Origin of the sequence: Enterobacter asburiae, assembly GCA_011754535.1 — a bacterium.
Lineage (GTDB): Bacteria > Pseudomonadota > Gammaproteobacteria > Enterobacterales > Enterobacteriaceae > Enterobacter > Enterobacter cloacae_N.
The window spans coordinates 3906939-3926618 of sequence record JAAQVN010000001.1 but is presented as its reverse complement, the minus strand read 5'-3'; the positions used below and the strand labels follow the sequence as shown (position 1 = coordinate 3926618).

General features: G+C 55.7%; 19 protein-coding genes and 3 tRNA genes. 11 read left to right on the top strand and 11 right to left on the bottom strand.

Going from position 1 to position 19680, the window contains the following annotated elements; translation table 11 throughout:
• Positions 1–34: 34 nt before the first annotated feature.
• A complete protein-coding gene (argA, locus tag HBM95_18590) occupies positions 35–1366 on the bottom strand; it encodes an amino-acid N-acetyltransferase (GenBank protein NIH44915.1) in 1332 nt (443 codons plus the stop codon).
• 226 nt (positions 1367–1592) lie between these two features.
• Between argA and HBM95_18585 the strand changes: the two genes are divergently transcribed.
• Entirely contained in the window at positions 1593–2846 is a 1254-nt protein-coding gene (locus tag HBM95_18585; GenBank protein NIH44914.1) for an AMIN domain-containing protein, read from the top strand.
• 88 nt (positions 2847–2934) lie between these two features.
• On the opposite strand, the gene HBM95_18580 is transcribed toward HBM95_18585, so the two are convergent.
• The 3 genes from HBM95_18580 to HBM95_18570 all read right to left on the bottom strand — a co-directional run bounded on the left by HBM95_18580 (position 2935) and on the right by HBM95_18570 (position 3232).
• Positions 2935–3011: transfer RNA gene (locus tag HBM95_18580), tRNA-Met, on the bottom strand.
• A 33-nt stretch (positions 3012–3044) separates the two neighbouring features.
• Positions 3045–3121: transfer RNA gene (locus tag HBM95_18575), tRNA-Met, on the bottom strand.
• 34 nt (positions 3122–3155) lie between these two features.
• Positions 3156–3232, bottom strand: a tRNA-Met gene (locus tag HBM95_18570).
• Positions 3233–3441: 209 nt separating this feature from the next.
• Between HBM95_18570 and mltA the strand changes: the two genes are divergently transcribed.
• On the top strand, positions 3442–4539 hold the full coding sequence (gene mltA / locus HBM95_18565; GenBank protein NIH44913.1) for a murein transglycosylase A: 1098 nt from the start codon (positions 3442–3444) through the stop codon (positions 4537–4539).
• Between the two features lie 75 nt (positions 4540–4614).
• Positions 4615–5421: a tRNA cyclic N6-threonylcarbamoyladenosine(37) synthase TcdA gene (gene tcdA, locus HBM95_18560; GenBank protein ID NIH44912.1), complete on the top strand. Its 807-nt coding sequence runs from the start codon at positions 4615–4617 to the stop codon at positions 5419–5421.
• Here tcdA and csdE read toward each other — a convergent pair.
• Together csdE and csdA are read right to left on the bottom strand one after the other, a co-directional pair.
• The gene (gene csdE, locus HBM95_18555; GenBank protein ID NIH44911.1) at positions 5412–5858 is read right to left on the bottom strand and encodes a cysteine desulfurase sulfur acceptor subunit CsdE; all 447 of its coding nucleotides are present in this window, start codon (positions 5856–5858) and stop codon (positions 5412–5414) included. The two genes, tcdA and csdE, sit on opposite strands and share 10 nt — an antisense overlap.
• The gene (gene csdA, locus HBM95_18550) at positions 5858–7063 is read right to left on the bottom strand and encodes a cysteine desulfurase CsdA (GenBank protein ID NIH44910.1); all 1206 of its coding nucleotides are present in this window, start codon (positions 7061–7063) and stop codon (positions 5858–5860) included. Before csdA ends, csdE begins: the two co-directional genes overlap by 1 nt.
• Positions 7064–7255: 192 nt before the next feature.
• Here csdA and HBM95_18545 point away from each other — a divergent pair, with 192 nt between their 5' ends.
• The 4 genes from HBM95_18545 (at position 7256) to rlmM (ending at position 10281) form a co-directional block, all read left to right on the top strand.
• The gene (locus tag HBM95_18545; GenBank protein NIH44909.1) at positions 7256–7483 is read left to right on the top strand and encodes a YgdI/YgdR family lipoprotein; all 228 of its coding nucleotides are present in this window, start codon (positions 7256–7258) and stop codon (positions 7481–7483) included.
• 352 nt (positions 7484–7835) lie between these two features.
• Positions 7836–8753 (top strand): glycine cleavage system transcriptional regulator GcvA, encoded by a 918-nt coding sequence (gene gcvA / locus HBM95_18540; GenBank protein NIH44908.1) that lies wholly within the window; start codon positions 7836–7838, stop codon positions 8751–8753.
• A gap of 39 nt (positions 8754–8792) precedes the next feature.
• Positions 8793–9188, top strand: a complete 396-nt coding sequence (locus HBM95_18535; GenBank protein NIH44907.1) for a DUF423 domain-containing protein — start codon at positions 8793–8795, stop codon at positions 9186–9188.
• Positions 9181–10281, top strand: a complete 1101-nt coding sequence (gene rlmM, locus HBM95_18530) for a 23S rRNA (cytidine(2498)-2'-O)-methyltransferase RlmM (GenBank protein ID NIH44906.1) — start codon at positions 9181–9183, stop codon at positions 10279–10281. The genes HBM95_18535 and rlmM overlap by 8 nt, the downstream gene beginning before the upstream one ends.
• A gap of 115 nt (positions 10282–10396) precedes the next feature.
• On the opposite strand, the gene xni is transcribed toward rlmM, so the two are convergent.
• From xni to queF, 5 genes are all read right to left on the bottom strand, one after another.
• Entirely contained in the window at positions 10397–11152 is a 756-nt protein-coding gene (gene xni / locus HBM95_18525; GenBank protein ID NIH44905.1) for a flap endonuclease Xni, read from the bottom strand.
• Positions 11153–11264: 112 nt separating this feature from the next.
• Positions 11265–12632: an L-serine ammonia-lyase II gene (gene sdaB, locus HBM95_18520; protein NIH44904.1), complete on the bottom strand. Its 1368-nt coding sequence runs from the start codon at positions 12630–12632 to the stop codon at positions 11265–11267.
• A 65-nt stretch (positions 12633–12697) separates the two neighbouring features.
• Positions 12698–13993 carry an HAAAP family serine/threonine permease gene (locus tag HBM95_18515; protein NIH44903.1) on the bottom strand — a complete coding sequence of 432 codons (1296 nt, stop codon included), beginning with the start codon at positions 13991–13993 and terminating at the stop codon, positions 12698–12700.
• 515 nt (positions 13994–14508) lie between these two features.
• On the bottom strand, positions 14509–15873 hold the full coding sequence (locus HBM95_18510; protein NIH44902.1) for an LOG family protein: 1365 nt from the start codon (positions 15871–15873) through the stop codon (positions 14509–14511).
• 114 nt (positions 15874–15987) lie between these two features.
• A complete protein-coding gene (gene queF, locus HBM95_18505; protein ID NIH44901.1) occupies positions 15988–16830 on the bottom strand; it encodes an NADPH-dependent 7-cyano-7-deazaguanine reductase QueF in 843 nt (280 codons plus the stop codon).
• Positions 16831–16899: 69 nt separating this feature from the next.
• On the opposite strand from queF, the gene syd reads away from it, so the two are divergent.
• The 4 genes from syd to HBM95_18485 all read left to right on the top strand — a co-directional run bounded on the left by syd (position 16900) and on the right by HBM95_18485 (position 19652).
• Entirely contained in the window at positions 16900–17445 is a 546-nt protein-coding gene (gene syd, locus HBM95_18500) for a SecY-interacting protein (protein ID NIH44900.1), read from the top strand.
• 630 nt (positions 17446–18075) lie between these two features.
• The gene (locus HBM95_18495; GenBank protein ID NIH44899.1) at positions 18076–18405 is read left to right on the top strand and encodes a YqcC family protein; all 330 of its coding nucleotides are present in this window, start codon (positions 18076–18078) and stop codon (positions 18403–18405) included.
• A complete protein-coding gene (gene truC / locus HBM95_18490) occupies positions 18402–19178 on the top strand; it encodes a tRNA pseudouridine(65) synthase TruC (protein ID NIH44898.1) in 777 nt (258 codons plus the stop codon). Before HBM95_18495 ends, truC begins: the two co-directional genes overlap by 4 nt.
• A gap of 24 nt (positions 19179–19202) precedes the next feature.
• Entirely contained in the window at positions 19203–19652 is a 450-nt protein-coding gene (locus HBM95_18485) for a flavodoxin (GenBank protein NIH44897.1), read from the top strand.
• The last annotated feature ends 28 nt before the right edge of the window (positions 19653–19680 follow it).

The window sequence follows — 19680 nt, the reverse complement described above, 5'->3', positions numbered from 1 at the left end:
ACGAAAGCCCTCGCCGGACGGTGAGGGCGTTGTATCATCCCAGGTCAGCCATCAGCACTTTTGAACGGCGCTGATAGTTGTACATCTCTTTCTTCGTTTCCGGCAGGGAATCAATATCCACCGGCGTGAACCCGCGCTCCTGGAACCAGTGAATGCTGCGCGTCGTCAGGACGAACAGCTTGCTCAGCCCCATCTGACGCGCCTGTGCCGCCACGCGCTCAAGCAGCATTTCACCGCGTGAAGAGCTGCGGTAATCCGGGTGCACCGCCACGCAGGCCATTTCTCCGATCTTCTCTTCCGGGAACGGGTAGAGCGCGGCGCAGGCGATGGTCAGGTTATCGCGCTGGATAATAGTGAATTTGTCGATCTCCATCTCCAGCTGCTCGCGGGAGCGACGAACCAGGATACCCTGCTGTTCCAGCGGGCGGATCAGCTCCAGAATGCCGCCGATATCGTTGATGGTGGCGCGGCGAATTTGCTCCGCACTCTCCATCACAATCTGGGTGCCAATACCGTCGCGGGAGAACAGCTCCTGCAGCAGGGCGCCGTCTTCCTGATAACTGATCAGGTGGCTACGGCGCACGCCGCTGCGGCAGGCCTTCACGGCGCCACGCAGGAAGCGGACGGTGCCGGAGTGGTAATCCCCTTCGGCTTCCAGCGCTTCCACGCGGGCCTGGGCTTCGTTAGGGAAGAGTTCCGGCACAATCACCCCTTCATCGTTTACGACGCCCTGGGAAGAGCAAAACCCAATCATTTTTTCCGCCTTCAGCTTGATCGCCAGCTGGGTGGCAATCTCTTCGGACGTCAGGTTAAAGCTTTCGCCAGTTACGGAAACGGCCACCGGTCCCATCAGCACGATGGCACCGCTGTCCAGCTGACGGTGAATGGCCTCTTCATCAATACGACGAATGCGGCCGCTGTGGCAGTAATCCACGCCATCGTCCACGCCGAGCGGCTGAGCGATGATGAAGTTGCCGCTCACGACGTTGATATGCGCGCCCTGTAGCGGCGTGTTGTTCAGGCTCATCGACAGGCGAGCGGTGATATCAAGCTGCAGCAGCCCCGCCGCCTGTTTCACCAGCTCAAGGGTTTTAGCATCCGTGACGCGGGTGTGTTTGTGGTAAATCGGCTCGTGGTGGTGAGCAGCCAGGTTGGCATCGATTTGCGGGCGAGCGCCATAGACCACCACCAGGCGGATCCCGAGGCTGTGCAGCAGGCCGATGTCATTGACGATGCTGGAAAAATTTTCATGCTCAATGGCTTCGCCGCCAAGCATGATGACAAACGTTTTTCCCCGATGGGCGTTGATATAGGGAACAGAATGGCGGAATCCCTGGACCAGTTCGGTTCTACGTTCCTTCACCATGGCACAACCCTTAATGAATGTTTATTCGTAATTTCTGTATTTTTATTCGATTGTGGTCGCGGGTGCAAGTGCAAATTTTCTGCGACCAACAGAAATTAATAAGTAATCCGTGCGTTAGCGTATGATTGTTTACCCTTTTATAGATGACAGTTTATGCGTCATTCGTTAAAGTTTTCGGTCAATCTGCACTTTTGTATATCAGTTTGTTTTCTTGCTCGGGAGAAGCATGTCGGGATCCAATTCAGCAATAAGCCGCCGCCGTTTATTAAAAGGGGCCGGGGCAATGTGGTTGCTTAGCGTCAGCCAGGTCGGTCTTGCCGCCACGAGTCAGGTGGTTGCGGTGCGCGTCTGGCCGTCGTCGACCTATACGCGCGTGACGGTTGAATCCAATCGCGTGCTGAAATATAAGCAATTTGCCCTCAGCAACCCGGAACGTGTGGTGGTGGATCTCGAAGGCGTTAACCTCAACTCCGTGCTGAAAGGCATGGCGGCGCAGATCCGCGGTGACGATCCGTTTATTAAATCGGCGCGCGTCGGGCAGTTTGATCCGCAAACCGTGCGCATGGTGTTTGAACTGAAGCAGAACGTTAAGCCGCAGCTGTTTGCCCTGGCGCCCGTTGCGACGTTTAAAGAGCGCCTGGTGATGGATCTCTACCCGGCGAATGCGACGGATATTCAGGATCCGCTTCTCGCCCTGCTGGAGGACTACAACAAAGGCGATCTTCAGCGTCAGGTGCCTCCTGCCCAAAGCGGCCCGCAGCCGGGGAAAGCAGGGCGCGATCGTCCGATTGTGATCATGCTCGATCCCGGCCACGGCGGCGAAGACTCCGGTGCGGTGGGGAAATACCATACGCGTGAAAAAGACGTGGTGCTGCAAATTGCCCGTCGGCTGAAGGCGTTAATTGATAAAGAGGGCAATATGCGCGCCTACATGACGCGCAATGAGGATGTCTTTATTCCGCTGAAGGTTAGGGTGGCGAAAGCGCAGAAGCAGCGGGCCGATTTGTTCGTGTCGATCCATGCGGATGCCTTTACCAGCCGCCAGCCGAGCGGCTCGTCGGTGTTTGCGCTCTCAACCAAAGGCGCGACCAGTACCGCAGCAAGATATCTTGCGGACACCCAGAACGCCTCGGACCTGATCGGTGGCGTGAGCAAAAGCGGCGACCGCTACGTCGACCACACCATGTTCGACATGGTGCAGTCCCTGACCATTAACGACAGCCTGAAGTTTGGTAAAGCGGTGCTGGGCAAGCTGGGGAACATCAATAAGCTGCACAAAAACAGCGTTGAGCAGGCCGGGTTTGCGGTGCTGAAGGCACCGGATATCCCGTCCATTCTGGTAGAAACCGCGTTTATCAGTAACGTTGAAGAAGAGCGTAAGCTCAAGACGGCAAAGTTCCAGCAGGAGGTGGCGGAGTCGATTCTGGCGGGGATACGGGCGTATTTCTCAGACGGGGCGACGCTGGCGCGGCGCGGGTAGGTTTTTAGCCGGGTGAAATGCCCGGCAAAGTCACAAACGGCAGATACAAAAAAACACCCTTAAGGGTGTTTATTGTTTTCAGAAGTGTTGGTTGCGGGGGCCGGATTTGAACCGACGACCTTCGGGTTATGAGCCCGACGAGCTACCAGGCTGCTCCACCCCGCGGCACCGTACTTCTTATCTTTTCTAAAATTTGATTGGTTGCGGGGGCCGGATTTGAACCGACGACCTTCGGGTTATGAGCCCGACGAGCTACCAGGCTGCTCCACCCCGCGTCACCGTACTGCTTATACTTCATCAAATTTTAATTGGTTGCGGGGGCCGGATTTGAACCGACGACCTTCGGGTTATGAGCCCGACGAGCTACCAGGCTGCTCCACCCCGCGTCCGTGGAAGCGCACTATACTCGGATAGGTTTGTGATGCAACCCCTTTTTCACATAAATCATTAACTTTGTATGTAAATTGAACGGCATTGCATTGTTTGGACTATTTTTTGCTCAGAATTTGCCAAAGGGCATGCGATCGCATTTCATTCGCTTTGTCGGTTTGTTATCTTCATCACGCGGAAATGGGCAACTTAAAGACGAGATATAATGAAAGGACGTTGGGCGAAGTATCTAATGGCGGGCGCAATGGTAGCGATTCTTGCGGCCTGTTCTTCCAAACCGACCGATCGCGGTCAGCAGTATAAAGACGGGAAGTTATCCCAGCCTTTCTCTTTAGTTAATCAGCCTGACGCCGTTGGCGCGCCGATCAACGCCGGTGATTTCTCCGAGCAGGTCTACCAGATCCGCAACGCGTCGCCGCGTCTGTATAGCTCACAGAACAATGTTTATAGCGCGGTACAGGACTGGCTGAAGGCGGGCGGCGATACGCGCAACATGCGCCAGTTTGGTATTGATGCCTGGCAGATGGAAGGGGCGGATAACTACGGCAACGTCCAGTTCACTGGCTACTACACGCCCGTGATTCAGGCGCGACACACGCGCCAGGGCGAGTTCCAGTACCCTATCTACCGTATGCCGCCAAAACGCGGCCGTCTGCCGTCCCGCGCCGAAATCTACGCCGGTGCGCTGAGTGAAAACTACGTCCTGGCCTACAGCAACTCCCTGATGGATAACTTCATCATGGACGTGCAGGGCAGCGGCTACATTGATTTTGGCGACGGTTCGCCGCTCAACTTCTTCAGCTATGCCGGGAAAAATGGCCATGCCTACCGCAGCATCGGTAAGGTCCTCATCGACCGCGGCGAAGTGAAGAAAGAAGATATGTCGATGCAGGCGATCCGCGAGTGGGGCGAAAAGCACAGTGAAGCCGAGGTGCGTGAGCTTCTTGAGCAGAACCCGTCGTTCGTCTTCTTTAAACCGCAAAACTTTGCCCCGGTGAAAGGCGCCAGCGCGGTACCGCTGATTGGCCGTGCCTCGGTGGCATCGGATCGTTCTATCATTCCTGCGGGTACCACGCTGCTGGCGGAAGTCCCTCTGCTCGACAACAACGGCAAGTTCAACGGCAAGTATGAGCTGCGTCTGATGGTAGCCCTGGATGTGGGCGGAGCGATTAAGGGCCAGCACTTTGATATCTATCAGGGCATTGGCCCTGACGCAGGCCATCGCGCGGGCTGGTATAACCACTACGGGCGCGTATGGGTGCTGAAGGCGGCGCCGGGCACCGGAAACGTATTCAGCGGCTGATTGTGGTATTCTGAGCGCAATACGGATTATTGTTCAGGGTGAGGATAACCTCACCCTTTTTACATCTGAGGTTTTATGTCTGTGGTAATCAGCGATGCCTGGCGCCAGCGTTTTGGCGGCACGGCACGTCTCTATGGTGAAAAAGCCCTGCAGCTGTTTGCGGATGCGCACGTCTGCGTTGTGGGCATTGGCGGTGTCGGTTCCTGGGCGGCGGAAGCGCTGGCGAGAACCGGGATTGGCGCGATCACGCTGATTGATATGGATGACGTTTGTGTGACCAACACTAACCGCCAAATCCACGCCCTGCGCGATAACGTCGGCCTGGCGAAGTCCGAGGTGATGGCGGAGCGCATCCGTTTGATCAACCCGGAGTGCCGCGTGACGGTGATTGACGACTTTGTGACGGCAGATAACGTCGCGGAGTATATGAGCAAAGGCTACAGCTACGTGATTGACGCTATCGACAGCGTGCGGCCAAAAGCAGCGCTGATCGCTTACTGCCGTCGTTACAAGGTGCCGCTGGTCACGACGGGCGGCGCGGGTGGGCAAATCGATCCCACGCAGATTCAGGTGGCCGACCTGGCGAAAACTATTCAGGATCCGCTGGCAGCCAAGCTGCGTGAACGCCTGAAGAGCGACTTCAACGTGGTGAAGAACAGCAAGGGCAAGCTGGGCGTCGACTGCGTATTCTCCACCGAAGCGCTGGTCTACCCGCAGGCGGATGGTTCAGTCTGTGCGATGAAAAGCACGGCGGAAGGGCCAAAACGCATGGACTGCGCTTCAGGCTTTGGGGCGGCCACCATGGTAACCGCCTCCTTTGGCTTTGTGGCGGTCTCTCACGCACTGAAGAAGATGATGGCGAAGGCGGAACGTCAGGCCTGAGCCTGACGGGCTGCGTCCAGCACTGCATCGCTGAGCGCGATTAGACCCTGACCGCGCGAGGCGCTCAGCTGCGCGCGCAGCCCCAGCTCGTCGAACAGCGCCAGCGGTGAATGCGTTAACAATTCCGCCGCGCTTTTCCCCTCTATGGCGGTTAACAAGACCGCCAGCAGCCCGCGTACGATGCGTCCTTCGCTGTCGCCAAAGAAATGCAGCTTCTCACCGGATACGCTCACGCCCAGCCAGACGCGGTTTTCACAGCCTGCGATCTCTTTCGCCTGCGCTTTGAGATCGTCTGAAAGGGCAGGGAGCTGTTTACCCAGCAGGATCAGCTGTCGATATTTATCTTCCCACTGCTGGAGCGGGGCGAAGGTCTGTTTTAAGGTCTCTTCTGTGATGACCGTGCCAAACGGATGTCCGGCTAAAGCAGCGCTAGTCATTAATCCACCAGTATTTCAAGGGCGCGGTCAACGGCGGCAACCAGCGCGTCGACATCGCTTTGAGTGTTATATGGCGCAAACGAGGCGCGCAGCGTACCGGTAACACCGAGCGCCGCCAGCAGCGGCTGGGCGCAGTGTTGTCCGGCGCGCAGGGCAATGCCGTACCCGGCCAGCAGCGTCACCATGTCGCTATGATGCACGCCAGCAAAATCAAAGGCGAGCAGGCTGGAGTCCTGAACGCGGAACGAGCGGAAACCCGGGCGTTTTTTCAACTCTTCTTCGGCAAGAGTGGCAAGGCCCCGGCTCCAGCTTTCAGCCTGTACAATGTCTGTTTCAGCCAGCCACTCCAGCGCCGCGCTTAAGCCAATGACGCCCGCCACGTTCGGCGTACCGGCTTCCAGACGATAGGGGACATCCTGCGTTTTGAAGCCATCGAACGACACTTCGGTAATCATTTTGCCGCCACCGAGCCACGGCGTCATTTTTGCCAGCAGTTCCGGCTTACCGTACAGCGCGCCAATCCCGGTTGGCCCGTAGAGCTTATGTCCTGAGAAGGCATAGAAGTCGATATCCAGCGCCTGCACATCAGCAGGGAAATGGACCACGCCCTGAGCGCCGTCGACCATCACCACCACGCCGCTGGCATGGGCAATCTCAATGGCGCGAGCCAGATCCGGACAGCCACCGGTAACGTTGGACATCTGCCCCAGCGCCAGGATACGGCTGCGGGGGGTAATCAGCTCGGGGAGACGGGCCACCTCTGGCAGCAAGTCTGCACCCAACGGGAGCTTTACAACGCGCGCCCCCGTTTGCTCCGCCACCATCAGCCACGGCACCAGGTTAGCGTGGTGTTCCGCCTCGCTGACGATGATCTCATCGCCCGACTGAAGCAGCGGGCGGGCATAGCACTGGGCCACCATATTGATGGCTTCGGTCGTGCCGCGCGTCCAGACGATATTTTTCCCGCTTTCGGCATTGAGCAGGCGAGCGACCTGGTCCCGTGCGGCTTCGTAGCGCGCGGTCAGTCGCTGCGCTTCGGCAAACTGGCTGCGATGTACGTTGCCGGCGCTCAGGCTATAGAACTGCTGCGTGGCCTCGATCACCGCCTGAGGCTTCAGGGCCGTGGCGGCGCTATCAAGGTAAATACCGGCATCGGCCAGCGCCGGAAACTGTGCGCGAAACTGCGCAGGACTGAAAGCGTTCATGGAATTCCTCGTGTCGATAGAGAGATCGTCGCGCAATTTCAGCGGCAGAGCAAGGAGGTTGATATCTATCAGAATTGTCTGCTTATCCTTACGACCTCAAAAAAGCAGGTTATGCTAAATAGTGTTAGGCGGATGTTTTAGCCTGTTATAAATCGAGGTTTGAATAGCATTAATTGCTAAAGGAGAATAATCATGAATAAGACAGCTGCAATCATTTCTGCCTGTGCGTTTACTTTTGCCCTGAGCGCCTGTTCCGGTAACAATTACGTGATGCACACCAACGATGGTCGTTCTATCGTTTCGGAAGGGAAACCGACTACTGATAACGATACCGGGATGATTTCGTATAAAGATGCTAACGGGAACAAGCAGCAGATCAACCGCACGGACGTGAAAGAGATGAAAGAGATCGAGCACTAACCACCGATCGCAGGCGAAAAAAAAGCACCGCAAATTGGCGGTGCTACATTAATCACTATGGACAGACAGGGTAAATGTACAGGAAGTGAAAAATTGGTAGCGTTGCTACCGTGGTCTGAATCGCAGACCAATTGCAAACACAACAACACAACATCACAACCGTAAGCCAAAAGCCCTTCAGAACACGCATTCCGAAAAAAGCTCTTCGTTCCGGCTCAGGAAGTGCCGCCACTATAGGTATTTGCTGGTAGTTCCTCAACGGACAAATTATAATGGCTCAGATAAAAAAAACTAATAGGTTAAACGTTGTTTCCTGTTTGTTAAATTCCGTTAACATCTAAGCCAGATAACCATGTCAAAGCGATTGCCACCCCTTAACGCATTACGGGTTTTTGATGCAGCAGCACGTCACCTGAGCTTCACCCGTGCGGCAGATGAGCTTTTTGTGACACAGGCCGCAGTAAGTCACCAAATCAAGTCTCTGGAGGATTTCCTGGGCCTTAAGCTGTTCCGCCGACGCAATCGTTCATTGCTGTTGACCGAAGAGGGGCAGAGCTATTTTCAGGATATAAAAGAGATTTTTTCCCAGCTAACGGAAGCCACACGTAAGCTGCAGGCCCGCAGTGCAAAAGGTGCCCTGACTGTTAGTTTATTGCCCAGTTTTGCCATTCAGTGGCTGGTGCCAAGGCTCTCAAGCTTTAACTCAGCTTATCCGGGGATCGACGTTCGAATCCAGGCGGTGGATCGTCAGGAAGACAAGCTGGCCGATGATGTGGATGTCGCTATTTTTTATGGTCGCGGTAACTGGCCGGGCTTGCGTGTTGAGAAATTATACGCAGAATATCTGCTGCCGGTCTGTTCGCCTCTGCTTTTAACGGGCGACAAGGCGCTGAAAACACCCGCTGACCTTGCGCAGCATACGCTTTTACATGATGCCTCTCGCCGCGACTGGCAAACTTATACCCGTCAATTAGGTCTTAGTCATATAAACGTGCAGCAGGGCCCCATTTTTAGCCACAGTGCGATGGTGCTACAGGCTGCCATTCACGGACAGGGCGTGGCGTTGGCGAATAACGTCATGGCGCAGTCCGAAATTGAGGCAGGCCGTCTGGTTTGCCCTTTTAATGATGTACTGGTCAGTAAGAATGCGTTTTATCTGGTTTGTCATGACAGTCAGGCAGAACTGGGTAAAATAGCCGCCTTCCGGCAGTGGATACTGGCGAAAGCGGCAAGCGAGCAAGAAAAATTCCGCTTCAGGTATGAACAATAACGTTTGTGTGCCGGGCACGCATCAATTCAGGACTTAAACATGACCAGCCGATTCATGCTGATTTTTGCCGCGGTGAGTGGCTTTATTTTTGTTGCACTGGGCGCCTTTGGCGCGCACGTATTGAGCAAGTCTTTGGGCGCCGTCGAGATGGGCTGGATCCAGACCGGCCTTGAATACCAGGCGTTCCATACGCTGGCTATTTTTGGGCTGGCGGTGGCGATGCAGCGCCGGATCAGCATCTGGTTTTACTGGAGTAGCGTATTTATGGCGCTGGGTACCGTGCTGTTCAGCGGCAGCCTTTACTGCCTGGCACTCTCGCATTTGCGCCTCTGGGCGTTTGTTACACCTGTCGGCGGCGTCAGCTTCCTGGCGGGATGGGTATTAATGTTTATCGGAGCTATCCGTCTGAAACGCAAGGGCGTTGTTCATGAATAAGGTTGTTTTATATTGTCGCCCGGGGTTTGAGAAAGAGTGCGCCGCGGAAATTACCGATAAAGCGGCGAAGCGTGAAGTCTTCGGTTTTGCCCGCGTCAAAGAGAATGCGGGTTATGTGGTATTCGAATGTTATCAGCCTGAAGACGCCGACAAGCTGGCGCGCGAGCTGCCGTTCAGCTCGCTGATCTTCGCCCGCCAGATGTTCGTCGCGGGTGAGCTGCTGAAAGACCTTCCGCCGGAAGATCGCATCACGCCGATTGTGGGCATGCTGCAGGGCGTGGTGGAGAAGGGCGGCGACCTGCGCGTTGAGGTTGCCGATACCAACGAAAGCAAAGAGCTGATGAAGTTTTGCCGTAAGTTCACCGTGCCGCTGCGCGCTGCGCTGCGTGACGCGGGCATACTGACGAACTACGAAACGCCGAAGCGTCCGGTGGTGCATATCTTCTTTATCGCACCGGGCTGCTGCTATGCGGGCTATTCGTACACCAATAACAATTCGCCATTCTTTATGGGCATCCCGCGTCTGAAGTTCCCGGCAGATGCGCCGAGCCGTTCAACCCTGAAGCTGGAAGAGGCGTTTCACGTCTTTATCCCGGCAGATGAGTGGGACGAGCGTCTGGCTAACGGCATGTATGCCGTCGACCTTGGCGCGTGCCCGGGCGGCTGGACCTATCAGCTGGTGAAACGCAACATGTGGGTGTCGTCTGTGGATAACGGCCCGATGGCGCAAAGCCTGATGGATACCGGGCAGGTGACCTGGCTGCGTGAGGACGGTTTCCGCTATCGCCCAACCCGCAACAACATCTCCTGGATGGTGTGCGACATGGTGGAGAAGCCGGCGAAAGTTGCCGCGCTGATGGCCTCCTGGCTGGTGAACGGCTGGTGCCGTGAGACCATTTTCAACCTCAAGCTGCCGATGAAAAAGCGCTACGAGGAGGTATCCCAGAACCTGGCCTATATTCAGGCACAGCTGGATGAGCACGGTATTAACGTGGAGATCCAGGCGCGTCAGTTGTACCACGACCGTGAAGAGGTGACGGTGCACATTCGTCGCTGGTGGGCGGCTGTAGGCGGACGTCGCGACGAGCGATAATTCAATGTTTCCCCTCACCCTAACCCTCTCCCCGGAGGGGAGAGGGGATTGCTCGGTGCTGTCTTTTCACCCTCGCCCCTTTGGGGAGAGGGCCGGGGTGAGGGGGGGGCGGCTATTACCGTTCTAACCTTAACTGCTGCAAATTCCCGTCCAGCTGTAAATCCGTTCGTAACGTCGCTACATCCCGGCAGATAAACGCCATCTCTTTATGCGCTTCCAGCTTCTTGCGCCATTTTTCCGGTACGTCATCCAGACGAGAGTAAATTCCTTCCAGGCTCTGAAAGTCCGTCAGCAGCTGGGCGGCGCTCTTCGGCCCTATGCCTGCAACCCCCGGCACCTTTGAGCTGCTTATCCCCGCCAGCCCCCAGTAGTCAGGCAATTGCTCTGGCGAAACGCCAAACTCGCTGGCAATGAAGGGGGCATCGAGCCAGCGTTTCTGGAAATAATCGCGAATGCGGATCGTGGGTGAAAGGAGCTGGCAGTAGCCTTTGTCGGTTGAAACGATCGTCGCCTGGTGTCCTGCGCTGGCCACCTTTACCGCAAGTGTCGCGGCCAGGTCGTCAGCTTCATTGCCGTGTGCGCCCCAGCAGGGGACGCCGCGCTGCTCAAAGGCGGCCCGGAGGGCGGGCATTTCGGCATGCAGATCGTCCGGCATCGGTGCGCGTCCGGCTTTGTAGTCGGGCAGGCGCTGATGTCGCCAGCCGCTGTTGCGCGCTTCGTCATCAAACACGGCCACGACATGCGTCGGTTCGCTGTGGCGAATGAGCTGCTCCAGCGCGTGCAGGCAGGTGTCCTTGCAGGGCGTGCCTTGTACCGCATGGATCCGGCGAATCAGATTGAGCGCGTCGACGATAAGCAAATGAACAGCCACAGATATTCTCCCTTAAATCTAATGGGTGAAGGGTATCACTGTCGGCAGGATGAAACGAATAGCGTGAGGAAAAACAGGAAGAAGCCTCGCAAAACGAGGCTTCCGGGGAGGCTTAATCGCAGGTCACGATCTTCATCGCCAGGCCGCCGCGAGAGGTTTCGCGGTATTTGGCGTTCATATCTTTACCGGTTTCGTACATGGTTTCGATAACTTTATCGAGACATACGCGCGGTTCGCTGGTGCGGCGCAGCGCCATACGCGCCGCGTTCACCGCCTTGACGGAGGCGATCGCGTTTCGCTCGATGCACGGCACCTGTACCTGTCCGGCAACCGGATCGCAGGTTAGCCCCAGGTTATGTTCCATGCCGATTTCCGCAGCGATGCACACCTGCGCCGGGCTTGCGCCCAACAGCTCCGCCAGACCTGCCGCCGCCATGGAGCACGCCACGCCGACTTCACCCTGACAGCCGACTTCCGCACCGGAAATGGAGGCGTTCATTTTATACAGCGAACCAATCGCGCTGGCGACCAGCAGGTAGCGCGCCAGCGAGTTGGCGTTCACTTCACGGATAAACTTATCGTAGTACGCCAGCACGGCCGGAACGATACCGCATGCACCGTTGGTTGGCGCAGTGACCACGCGGCCCCCTGCGGCGTTCTCTTCGTTCACCGCCAGGGCGAACATGTTGATCCAGTCGACGACGGCCATCGGGTCCGTTGTCGTTTTGTCGGTGCTCACCAGCATACGGCGCAGCGCCGCCGCACGACGCGGTACGCGAAGCTTGCCCGGCAGCACGCCTTCGGTGGTGATCCCGCGCTCAATGCCGCCGCGCATCACTTCCCAGACGCTAGCGAAGTGCTGTTCCAGCTCTTCTTTGCTGTGAAGGGCCAGCTCGTTTTTCATCATCAGACCGGAGAGGGAAAGACCCGTCTCCTGGCAGTGGCGCTGGAGGTCCGCCGCGGTTTTGTACGGATACGGCACCTCAACAGAAGAGGTGGTGGTTTGACCAAAGTGGTCTTCGTCGACGATAAAGCCGCCGCCGATGGAGTAATACGTCTGGCTGTAAACCGCTTTGTCGCCGGCCAGCGCGGTAATGCGCATGCCGTTTTCGTGCAGCGACAGGTTGTCCGCATGGAAATTCATGCAGTGGTCAACCGGGAATTCAACCTCATGCTCACCGTTTGCCAGCAGCAAACGACCGTGGGTGTTCACGTCCTGGATGAAGCCAGGGATCGCGTCAATATCAACGGTATCCGGCAGATTTCCCGCCAGGCCCATGATAATGGCGATATCGGTATGGTGGCCTTTCCCGGTCAGGGAAAGCGAGCCGTACACATCGACAACCACGCGGGTGATGTCGTGCAGAATGCCGCGTGCAATCAAGTCATCCGTGAACTGCTTACCGGCTTTCATTGGTCCGACGGTGTGAGAGCTGGAAGGACCAATACCGATTTTGAAAATATCGAATACGCTAATCATGATGCGTCCATTGCTTTCAGTCAGAGGGGGAGGAGTGCGCCGCCCGAAGGCGGCGCGGGCGTTCATCAGAACATGGTGTACAGGGAGTAGAAGATCGCAGAGATAGCGATAAGGCCCATGATAACCACAAACACGTTGCTGACCTGGCCGCTGTACTTGCGCATGGCAGGCACTTTCTGAATCGCGTACATCGGCATCAGGAACAGAATCATCGCGATAACCGGGCCACCCAGGGTTTCAATCATGCCCAGGATGCTTGGGTTCAGCGTTGCTACCGCCCAGGTGGTGAGCAGCATGAACAGTGCAGTGATTTTGTTCAGCTTGTTGATTTCAATGCTCTTGCCTTTACCGCGCAGAGATTTAATCACCATACCGTTGAAGCCTTCACGTGCGCCCAGGTAGTGGCCCAGGAAGGATTTGGTGATGGCGATCATCGCGATGATCGGTGCCATCCACGCAATCAGCGGTGCGTTAAAGTGGTTTGCCAGGTAAGACAGAATAGAGATGTTCTGCTCTTTCGCTGCCGCCAGGTCCGCCGGGGAGAGGCTCAGTACGCAGCTGAAGACGAAGAACATAACGGTCAGCACCATCATCACGTGAGCGCGGGCCAGGATGCTGGAGCACTTCTTCTCTGCACCATTACCGTACTCTTCGCGTTTCGCCACGGCGAAAGAGGAGATGATTGGGGAGTGGTTGAAGGAGAAGACCATTACCGGGATCGCCAGCCACAGGGTCATCAGCAGGCCGTTACCGGTCGCAGACGCGCTGCTCAGGGACAGGGTTTCCAGCGCTGCACCGTTCCACTGTGGGATCAGGTAGCAGGCCAGCAGCATCAGCGCAGCCACAAACGGGAATACCAGCACGCTCATGGCCTTAACAATCATCTGCTCGCCGAAGCGCACGATGGTCATCATACCCACGATCAGGATCAGAGACAGAATCGCACGCGGTGGCGGCGTCATGTGCAGCTGGTGCGTCATGAAGCTTTCAACGGTGTTGGTGATCGCCACGCTGTAAACCAGCAGAATTGGGTAAATCGCGAAGAAGTAGAGAAGGGTAATCAGTTTACCTGCGCCAACGCCGAAGTGCTCTTCAACCACTTCGGTGATGTCTTCGCCCGGGTTTTTACCGGACAGCACGAAGCGGGTCAGACCGCGGTGTGCGAAGTAGGTCATCGGGAAGGCGATGATGGCCATAATGATCAGCGGAATCAGACCGCCGACGCCTGCGTTGATAGGAAGGAACAGTACACCAGCGCCGATTGCCGTGCCGTAAAGGCCAAGCATCCACATGGTATCCGTTTTGCGCCAACCACTTCGGGATTCAATCGAAGCAACGGTGCTGGTTTGAGTGGTTTCCATCTGTATCTCCTGGAGGAAGCAAATTGTCAGGTTTTTAGTCAAATCCGATGAAAAAGTGCCTGACGGTAATATGAAATTCGTTCAGTGACGGTTTTTTAATAATTTTCGCCCGTAACTATTGGCGGGCGGAAAGATACATTCTCGTTATGAATCTATCAGTGATCGCGATCCCAAATGCAATAATCCACTTATGATGTGGGCATCTTTAGACCATTTATCTGTTAAAAAAACATCAAAGAGAATTTACGCGCGCGAAGGCTACCACCAACGACATGTAAGCTAAAAGAGCTGCCCGCGAGATAGGTGTCTTTCGCTGTAAAGAAATGTCTTTATAGGATTTTCTGGCAGGTAATTTGGATTAAGGCTGATAAATTACGGTTGTTAAATGAAGGTAATCGTTTGCGTTCACCGTAAGTTTGTTAAAGCTATACGTGAAACCTATGAATTGATTCGGTAATAAAAAAAGCCGGGACCCGCTACAGGGGGCCCCGGCTTTACGAAGAAGACGCTGAGCGTTACGTGCAGATTTCGTAGCACGGAATGTAGGCTGAACCCGGCAACTTCATACGGTGTTGAGCCACAAAGCCCTGCAGCATGTCATCCATACGGCGCATCATCTCCGGGTCGCCGTGGATCTTGTACGGACCATACTGCTCAATCGCGCGGATGCCCATCTCCTTCACGTTCCCCGCCACAATCCCGGAGAAGGCGCGACGCAGGTCGGCGGCCAGCACTTCCACCGGCTGGTCCGGATAGAGTTTCAGGTTCGCCATATTTTCATGGGTAGGCTCGAACGGGATCTGAAGGTCTGGTGCAATACGGATTGACCAGTTAAAGCTGTACGCATCACCGGTATCACGACGATTCTCTTTCACCAGCGGCATCGCTTTTTTCATCTGACGCGCCACTTCCGCCGCGTCATCAATGATGATGCGATAGTGACGACGTGCGGCTTCGCCCAGCGTATGCACGATAAACTCGTCCAGCACGCGGAAGTAGTCGGCGCTCTCTTTTGGCCCGGTCAGGATCAGCGGCAGAACCTGATCTTTGTTGGCCGGGTTCATCAGAATCCCCAGCAGATAGAGCAGCTCTTCCGCCGTTCCCACGCCGCCCGGGAAGATGATAATCCCGTGAGCGATACGGACAAACGCCTCAAGGCGCTTCTCGATATCCGGCATGATAATCAGCTCATTGACCAGCGGGTTAGGCGGCTCGGCGGCAATGATTGACGGCTCAGTCATGCCGATAAACCGTCCTTCTTTGTAACGCTGCTGCGCATGACCCACCGCTGCACCTTTCATTGGTGCTTCCATCGCACCCGGACCACAGCCGGTACAGATATTCAGCTCGCGCAGGCCAAGCTGCGTTCCGACCCGACGGGCATAGAGATATTCGGTTTCGTTAATCGAGTGGCCGCCCCAGCAGACGACCATGTTCGGTGCTTCGCCAACGTGCAGGGCGCGGGCGTTGCGCAGAATAGAGAACACCAGGTTGGTGATATGGACCGAGCTTTCCAGGTCGAGATGCTGGAAGCGGCCTGCGTTGTGGATCTGCCCGTTAACAAACAGGATATCGCGCAGCACCGCAAACAGGTTAGCCTGAAGGGAACGAATGATACGCCCGTCGACAAAGGCCTCTTCCGGCGGGTTGATGACTTCAAGCTTCACGCCGCGCTCGCGGCGCAGCACGTTAATATCAAAGCTTTCGAAGCGGGACAGCAGTTCTTTACTGTTATCTGTCAGGCTTCCGGAGTTCAGTACGGCAAGTGAACAGTTACGAAACAGTTGATAAAGATCGCTGCTGGCCGTGCGTTTAAGCATGTCCACTTCCAGCTGCGACAACATATCCATTGAGCCAAGCGGGCTAATATGTGTAATCAAGTGAGCTCCTTATGGGACGATTATCGTCATTCCCTTTGATTACAATAGCCCTGGCGCGTGACGTTTCACAACACTTCGGCGGAATACCGCCCGCATATTGTGAAAATATTTATATTATTGACGTACCAGCCGACCCGTTGCCGGCACAAAATCGGTGTTGGTGCGCCACGGGTTAATGTCCAGCCCGCCACGGCGGGTATAGCGCGCGTAGACGCTCAGCTTTTCCGGCTGGCAGAAACGCTGAATATCGTTAAAAATGCGCTCCACGCACTGCTCGTGGAATTCGTTGTGATTGCGGAACGACACCAGATAGCGCAGCAGCTTTTCCCGGTCAATTTTCGGCCCGCGGTACTGGATCTGCACCGAGCCCCAGTCCGGCTGGTGGGTAATCAGGCAGTTAGACTTTAGCAGATGGCTGACCAGCGTCTCTTCAACCACTTTTCCGCTCGCCGCGTTTTCGAGGTAATCTGCGCTGAAATCATAATTCTCCACCTCGATGTCCTGCTCGTCGATGCAGGTCCCGTGGAAGTGGGCAATCGGCTGCCCCTCCAGCTCGTGCAGGCGGTACAGTGACACGCTCACCTTTCCCTGTGCGCAGGCGGTTAAATCGCGTTCCAGCGTCTGCTGAACATCATCCCAGCTGTTAAATTTGGTCTGGTTAAAGCTGTTGAGATAGAGCTTAAAGCTTTTGGATTCCACCAGGTTCTGGCTGGCGTAATCCAGCTCAACGTGGCCGACCGCCACCTGAGGCAGACCGCGCGCGTTAAGCCACGAGAGTTCGTACAGCGTCCAGATATCGCCGCCGACAAACGGCAATGCGTCCGCATGCAGTCCAAGGGGATCACGGTTCAGGCTGCGCGGCACACCCTGCAGCAGGCCTGCATCGTAGGTATCGCGGTAATCGGTCGATTTACCCAGCGTTAAGCCGGTTAACGCCTGATGATTTTCGTAAGACATGTTTCATAGCCACTTTACAGGTACACTTATGGGCAGAGTTTATCCTGTCTTACAAGAAGAGAGAAATCGGTGGACATCGAAACCGCAAATGCCCTTACTACCTTCACGACCCGCTATTGCGATGCATGGCATGAAAAGCACGGAACATGGCCGCAAAGCGCTGATTTATATGGCGTGCCGTCGCCGTGCATTATCTCTTCGCAGGATGACAACGTTATCTGGCAGCCGAAGCCCAATACCGCTGAGCAAAATGTAAATGCGGTTGAACGGGCTATGGACCTTGTGGTACAACCAGCGGTTCATGCGTTTTATGCCTCGCAGTTTGCAGGGGATATGCCCGCGCGCTTTGGTGATTTGACGCTGATGCTGTTGCAGACCTGGAGCGAAGACGATCTGCAGCGTGTTCAGGAAAACCTGATTGGTCATCTGGTCACGCAAAAACGCCTTAAGCTTTCTCCGACGCTCTTTATTGCCACGCTGGACAGCGAACTGGATGTGATATCCGTGTGCAACCTGTCCGGGGAAGTGATTAAAGAGACCATCGGTACCCGCAATCGCGAAACTCTCGCCCCCTCTCTTGCGGATTTCCTTACCCAGCTTGAGCCACTTCTGTAATCCATGATGCTACGGCGCGTGTGAGAGATCTCTTACAAGGTTTGTGAGAGATCGCTGGATCGTTCAGTATTGCCTTATTTAATTCAGAATAATATCACTCTGTTTTTCAAAGAATTAATTGTTCATCGCATCTTTTTTAGGGATTTCTTACGGCTTACAGTGCTGCAAGGGTGGGTTGTAAGACGAAGCGGAATAGCGGATTCTATCTCCGTCGACAGGACGCCGACACGAGAAACGAACATCAGGATGATGGCGTTTCTTACTCAGGACACGTCAGGATGGCGCTGCAGGAAGGCTTCAGGATGAAGCAAAGGGATAACGCAGGACGCGTAAGGGACACCTCCAGGAAGGAGAACGAGAACCGAACAGGTTGGTCGGTGGGTCAGGAAGGCCAGGACGTTTCAGGATGAAACAAGCGCGTCAGGAAGATGCGGGCAGAATGCGAAAGGTATAAGGATGACCAGGCCTTCGGGCATCAGGAAAAGTTGTCACGGAAGAGCAGGGAGCACGAATTGTAGCTGGAATGCTGCGAAACGAACCGGGAGCACTGTTTTTACAGTGCTCCCTTTTTTATTTCTGTCTTCCGCAATGCTATGCTGCGCGCCGTTCACTTTTTCAGTTGAGGTTACTATGACGCAACACGATAGCGTTCGTGCTCAATTGCACGCCATCGAAGCCCTTTTGCGCCAACATCAGCTGTGGCAGGAGACTGCGCCGCAGCCGGAAGCGTTCGCCAGTACCCAGCCATTCTGCCTGGATACGCTGGCCCCGTTCGAGTGGCTCCAGTGGGTATTAATTCCGAGAATGCACGCGCTGCTGGAAGGCGGCCACCCGCTGCCGCAGGCGTTTGCTGTTTCTCCCTATTATGAAATGGCGCTTGAGGCGACGCACCCTGCTCGGGCTGTCATGCTGATTGAGCTGGAAAAACTGGACGCCCTGTTTGCCGGTGATGAGGCATGACGCTGGAAATCCTCTATCAGGATGAATGGCTGGTAGCGGTGAACAAACCGTCTGGCTGGCTGGTGCACCGCAGCTGGCTCGATCGCGACGAGAAAGTGGTGGTGATGCAGACCGTGCGCGACCAGATTGGTCAGCATGTTTTTACCGCCCATCGTCTCGACAGGCCCACTTCCGGCGTGCTGCTGATGGGGCTTTCCAGCGAGGCGGGCCGCCTGTTGGCACAGCAGTTCGAGCAGCATCAGATCCAGAAGCGCTACCATGCGATCGTCCGTGGCTGGCTGACCGAATCCGCCACGCTCGACTATCCGCTGGTGGAGGAGCTGGACAAAATCGCCGATAAATTTTCCCGGGATGACAAAGGTCCGCAGCCTGCAGTGACGGATTATCGCGGCATGGCGATCGCGGAAATGCCGGTGGCAACAAGCAAGTTTCCCACCACACGCTACAGCCTGGTTGAGCTTTTGCCCAAAACCGGGCGCAAGCACCAGCTTCGTCGCCACCTTGCGCACCTGCGCCACCCGATAATTGGCGATAGCAAGCACGGCGATCTGCGCCAGAACCGCAGCGCGGCAGAGCATTTTGGCTGTAATCGTTTAATGCTGCACGCCAGCGAGCTTAGCCTGACTCACCCGTTTACCGGCGAACCATTGATCATCCGTGCGGGGCTGGACGACGTCTGGATGCAGGCGCTGTCACAGTTTGGCTGGCGGGGGCAACTCCCCGAAAATGAAAGGGTTGAGTTTGTATCAGGCAACGTTCAGGATGAACGGTAAGCGCAATAATCATGGGAGCAAAGCATGGCTGAAGTAGGCATTTTTGTCGGCACGATGTACGGCAACTCGCTGCTGGTAGCGGAAGAGGCTGAGGCGATTTTGACAAGCCGGGGCCATAAAGCCACAGTCTATGAAGATCCAGAGCTGGCGGACTGGGAAAAGTATAAAGATAAATACATTCTGGTGGTGACCTCCACCACCGGGCAGGGCGATCTGCCGGACAGCATCGTGCCGCTTTTCCAGGGTATTAAAGACCAGCTTGGCTACCAGCCTGACGTTCACTACGGCATCATTGCCCTGGGTGATAGCTCCTACGCCAACTTCTGCGGCGGCGGTAAGCAGTTCGATGCGCTTCTTCAGGAACAGAGCGCTAAGCGCGTCGGCGAGATGCTGCTGATCGATGCCGGTGAGCATCCTGAACCCGAAAGCGAGTCGAACCCGTGGGTTGAACACTGGGCAACGCTCCTTAAATAGTCTCGTAAGCCGGGTAAGGCGTAGCCGC

Bases quoted from the DNA above. Each gene is read 5' to 3' on its own strand.
- argA (NIH44915.1), bottom strand. From the start codon at position 1,366: ATGGTGAAGGAACGTAGAACCGAACTGGTCCAGGGATTCCGCCATTCT.
- HBM95_18585 (NIH44914.1), top strand. From the start codon at position 1,593: ATGTCGGGATCCAATTCAGCAATAAGCCGCCGCCGTTTATTAAAAGGG.
- mltA (NIH44913.1), top strand. From the start codon at position 3,442: ATGAAAGGACGTTGGGCGAAGTATCTAATGGCGGGCGCAATGGTAGCG.
- tcdA (NIH44912.1), top strand. From the start codon at position 4,615: ATGTCTGTGGTAATCAGCGATGCCTGGCGCCAGCGTTTTGGCGGCACG.
- csdE (NIH44911.1), bottom strand. From the start codon at position 5,858: ATGACTAGCGCTGCTTTAGCCGGACATCCGTTTGGCACGGTCATCACA.
- csdA (NIH44910.1), bottom strand. From the start codon at position 7,063: ATGAACGCTTTCAGTCCTGCGCAGTTTCGCGCACAGTTTCCGGCGCTG.
- HBM95_18545 (NIH44909.1), top strand. From the start codon at position 7,256: ATGAATAAGACAGCTGCAATCATTTCTGCCTGTGCGTTTACTTTTGCC.
- gcvA (NIH44908.1), top strand. From the start codon at position 7,836: ATGTCAAAGCGATTGCCACCCCTTAACGCATTACGGGTTTTTGATGCA.
- HBM95_18535 (NIH44907.1), top strand. From the start codon at position 8,793: ATGACCAGCCGATTCATGCTGATTTTTGCCGCGGTGAGTGGCTTTATT.
- rlmM (NIH44906.1), top strand. From the start codon at position 9,181: ATGAATAAGGTTGTTTTATATTGTCGCCCGGGGTTTGAGAAAGAGTGC.
- sdaB (NIH44904.1), bottom strand. From the start codon at position 12,632: ATGATTAGCGTATTCGATATTTTCAAAATCGGTATTGGTCCTTCCAGC.
- HBM95_18515 (NIH44903.1), bottom strand. From the start codon at position 13,993: ATGGAAACCACTCAAACCAGCACCGTTGCTTCGATTGAATCCCGAAGT.
- queF (NIH44901.1), bottom strand. From the start codon at position 16,830: ATGTCTTACGAAAATCATCAGGCGTTAACCGGCTTAACGCTGGGTAAA.
- HBM95_18495 (NIH44899.1), top strand. From the start codon at position 18,076: ATGACGCAACACGATAGCGTTCGTGCTCAATTGCACGCCATCGAAGCC.
- truC (NIH44898.1), top strand. From the start codon at position 18,402: ATGACGCTGGAAATCCTCTATCAGGATGAATGGCTGGTAGCGGTGAAC.
- HBM95_18485 (NIH44897.1), top strand. From the start codon at position 19,203: ATGGCTGAAGTAGGCATTTTTGTCGGCACGATGTACGGCAACTCGCTG.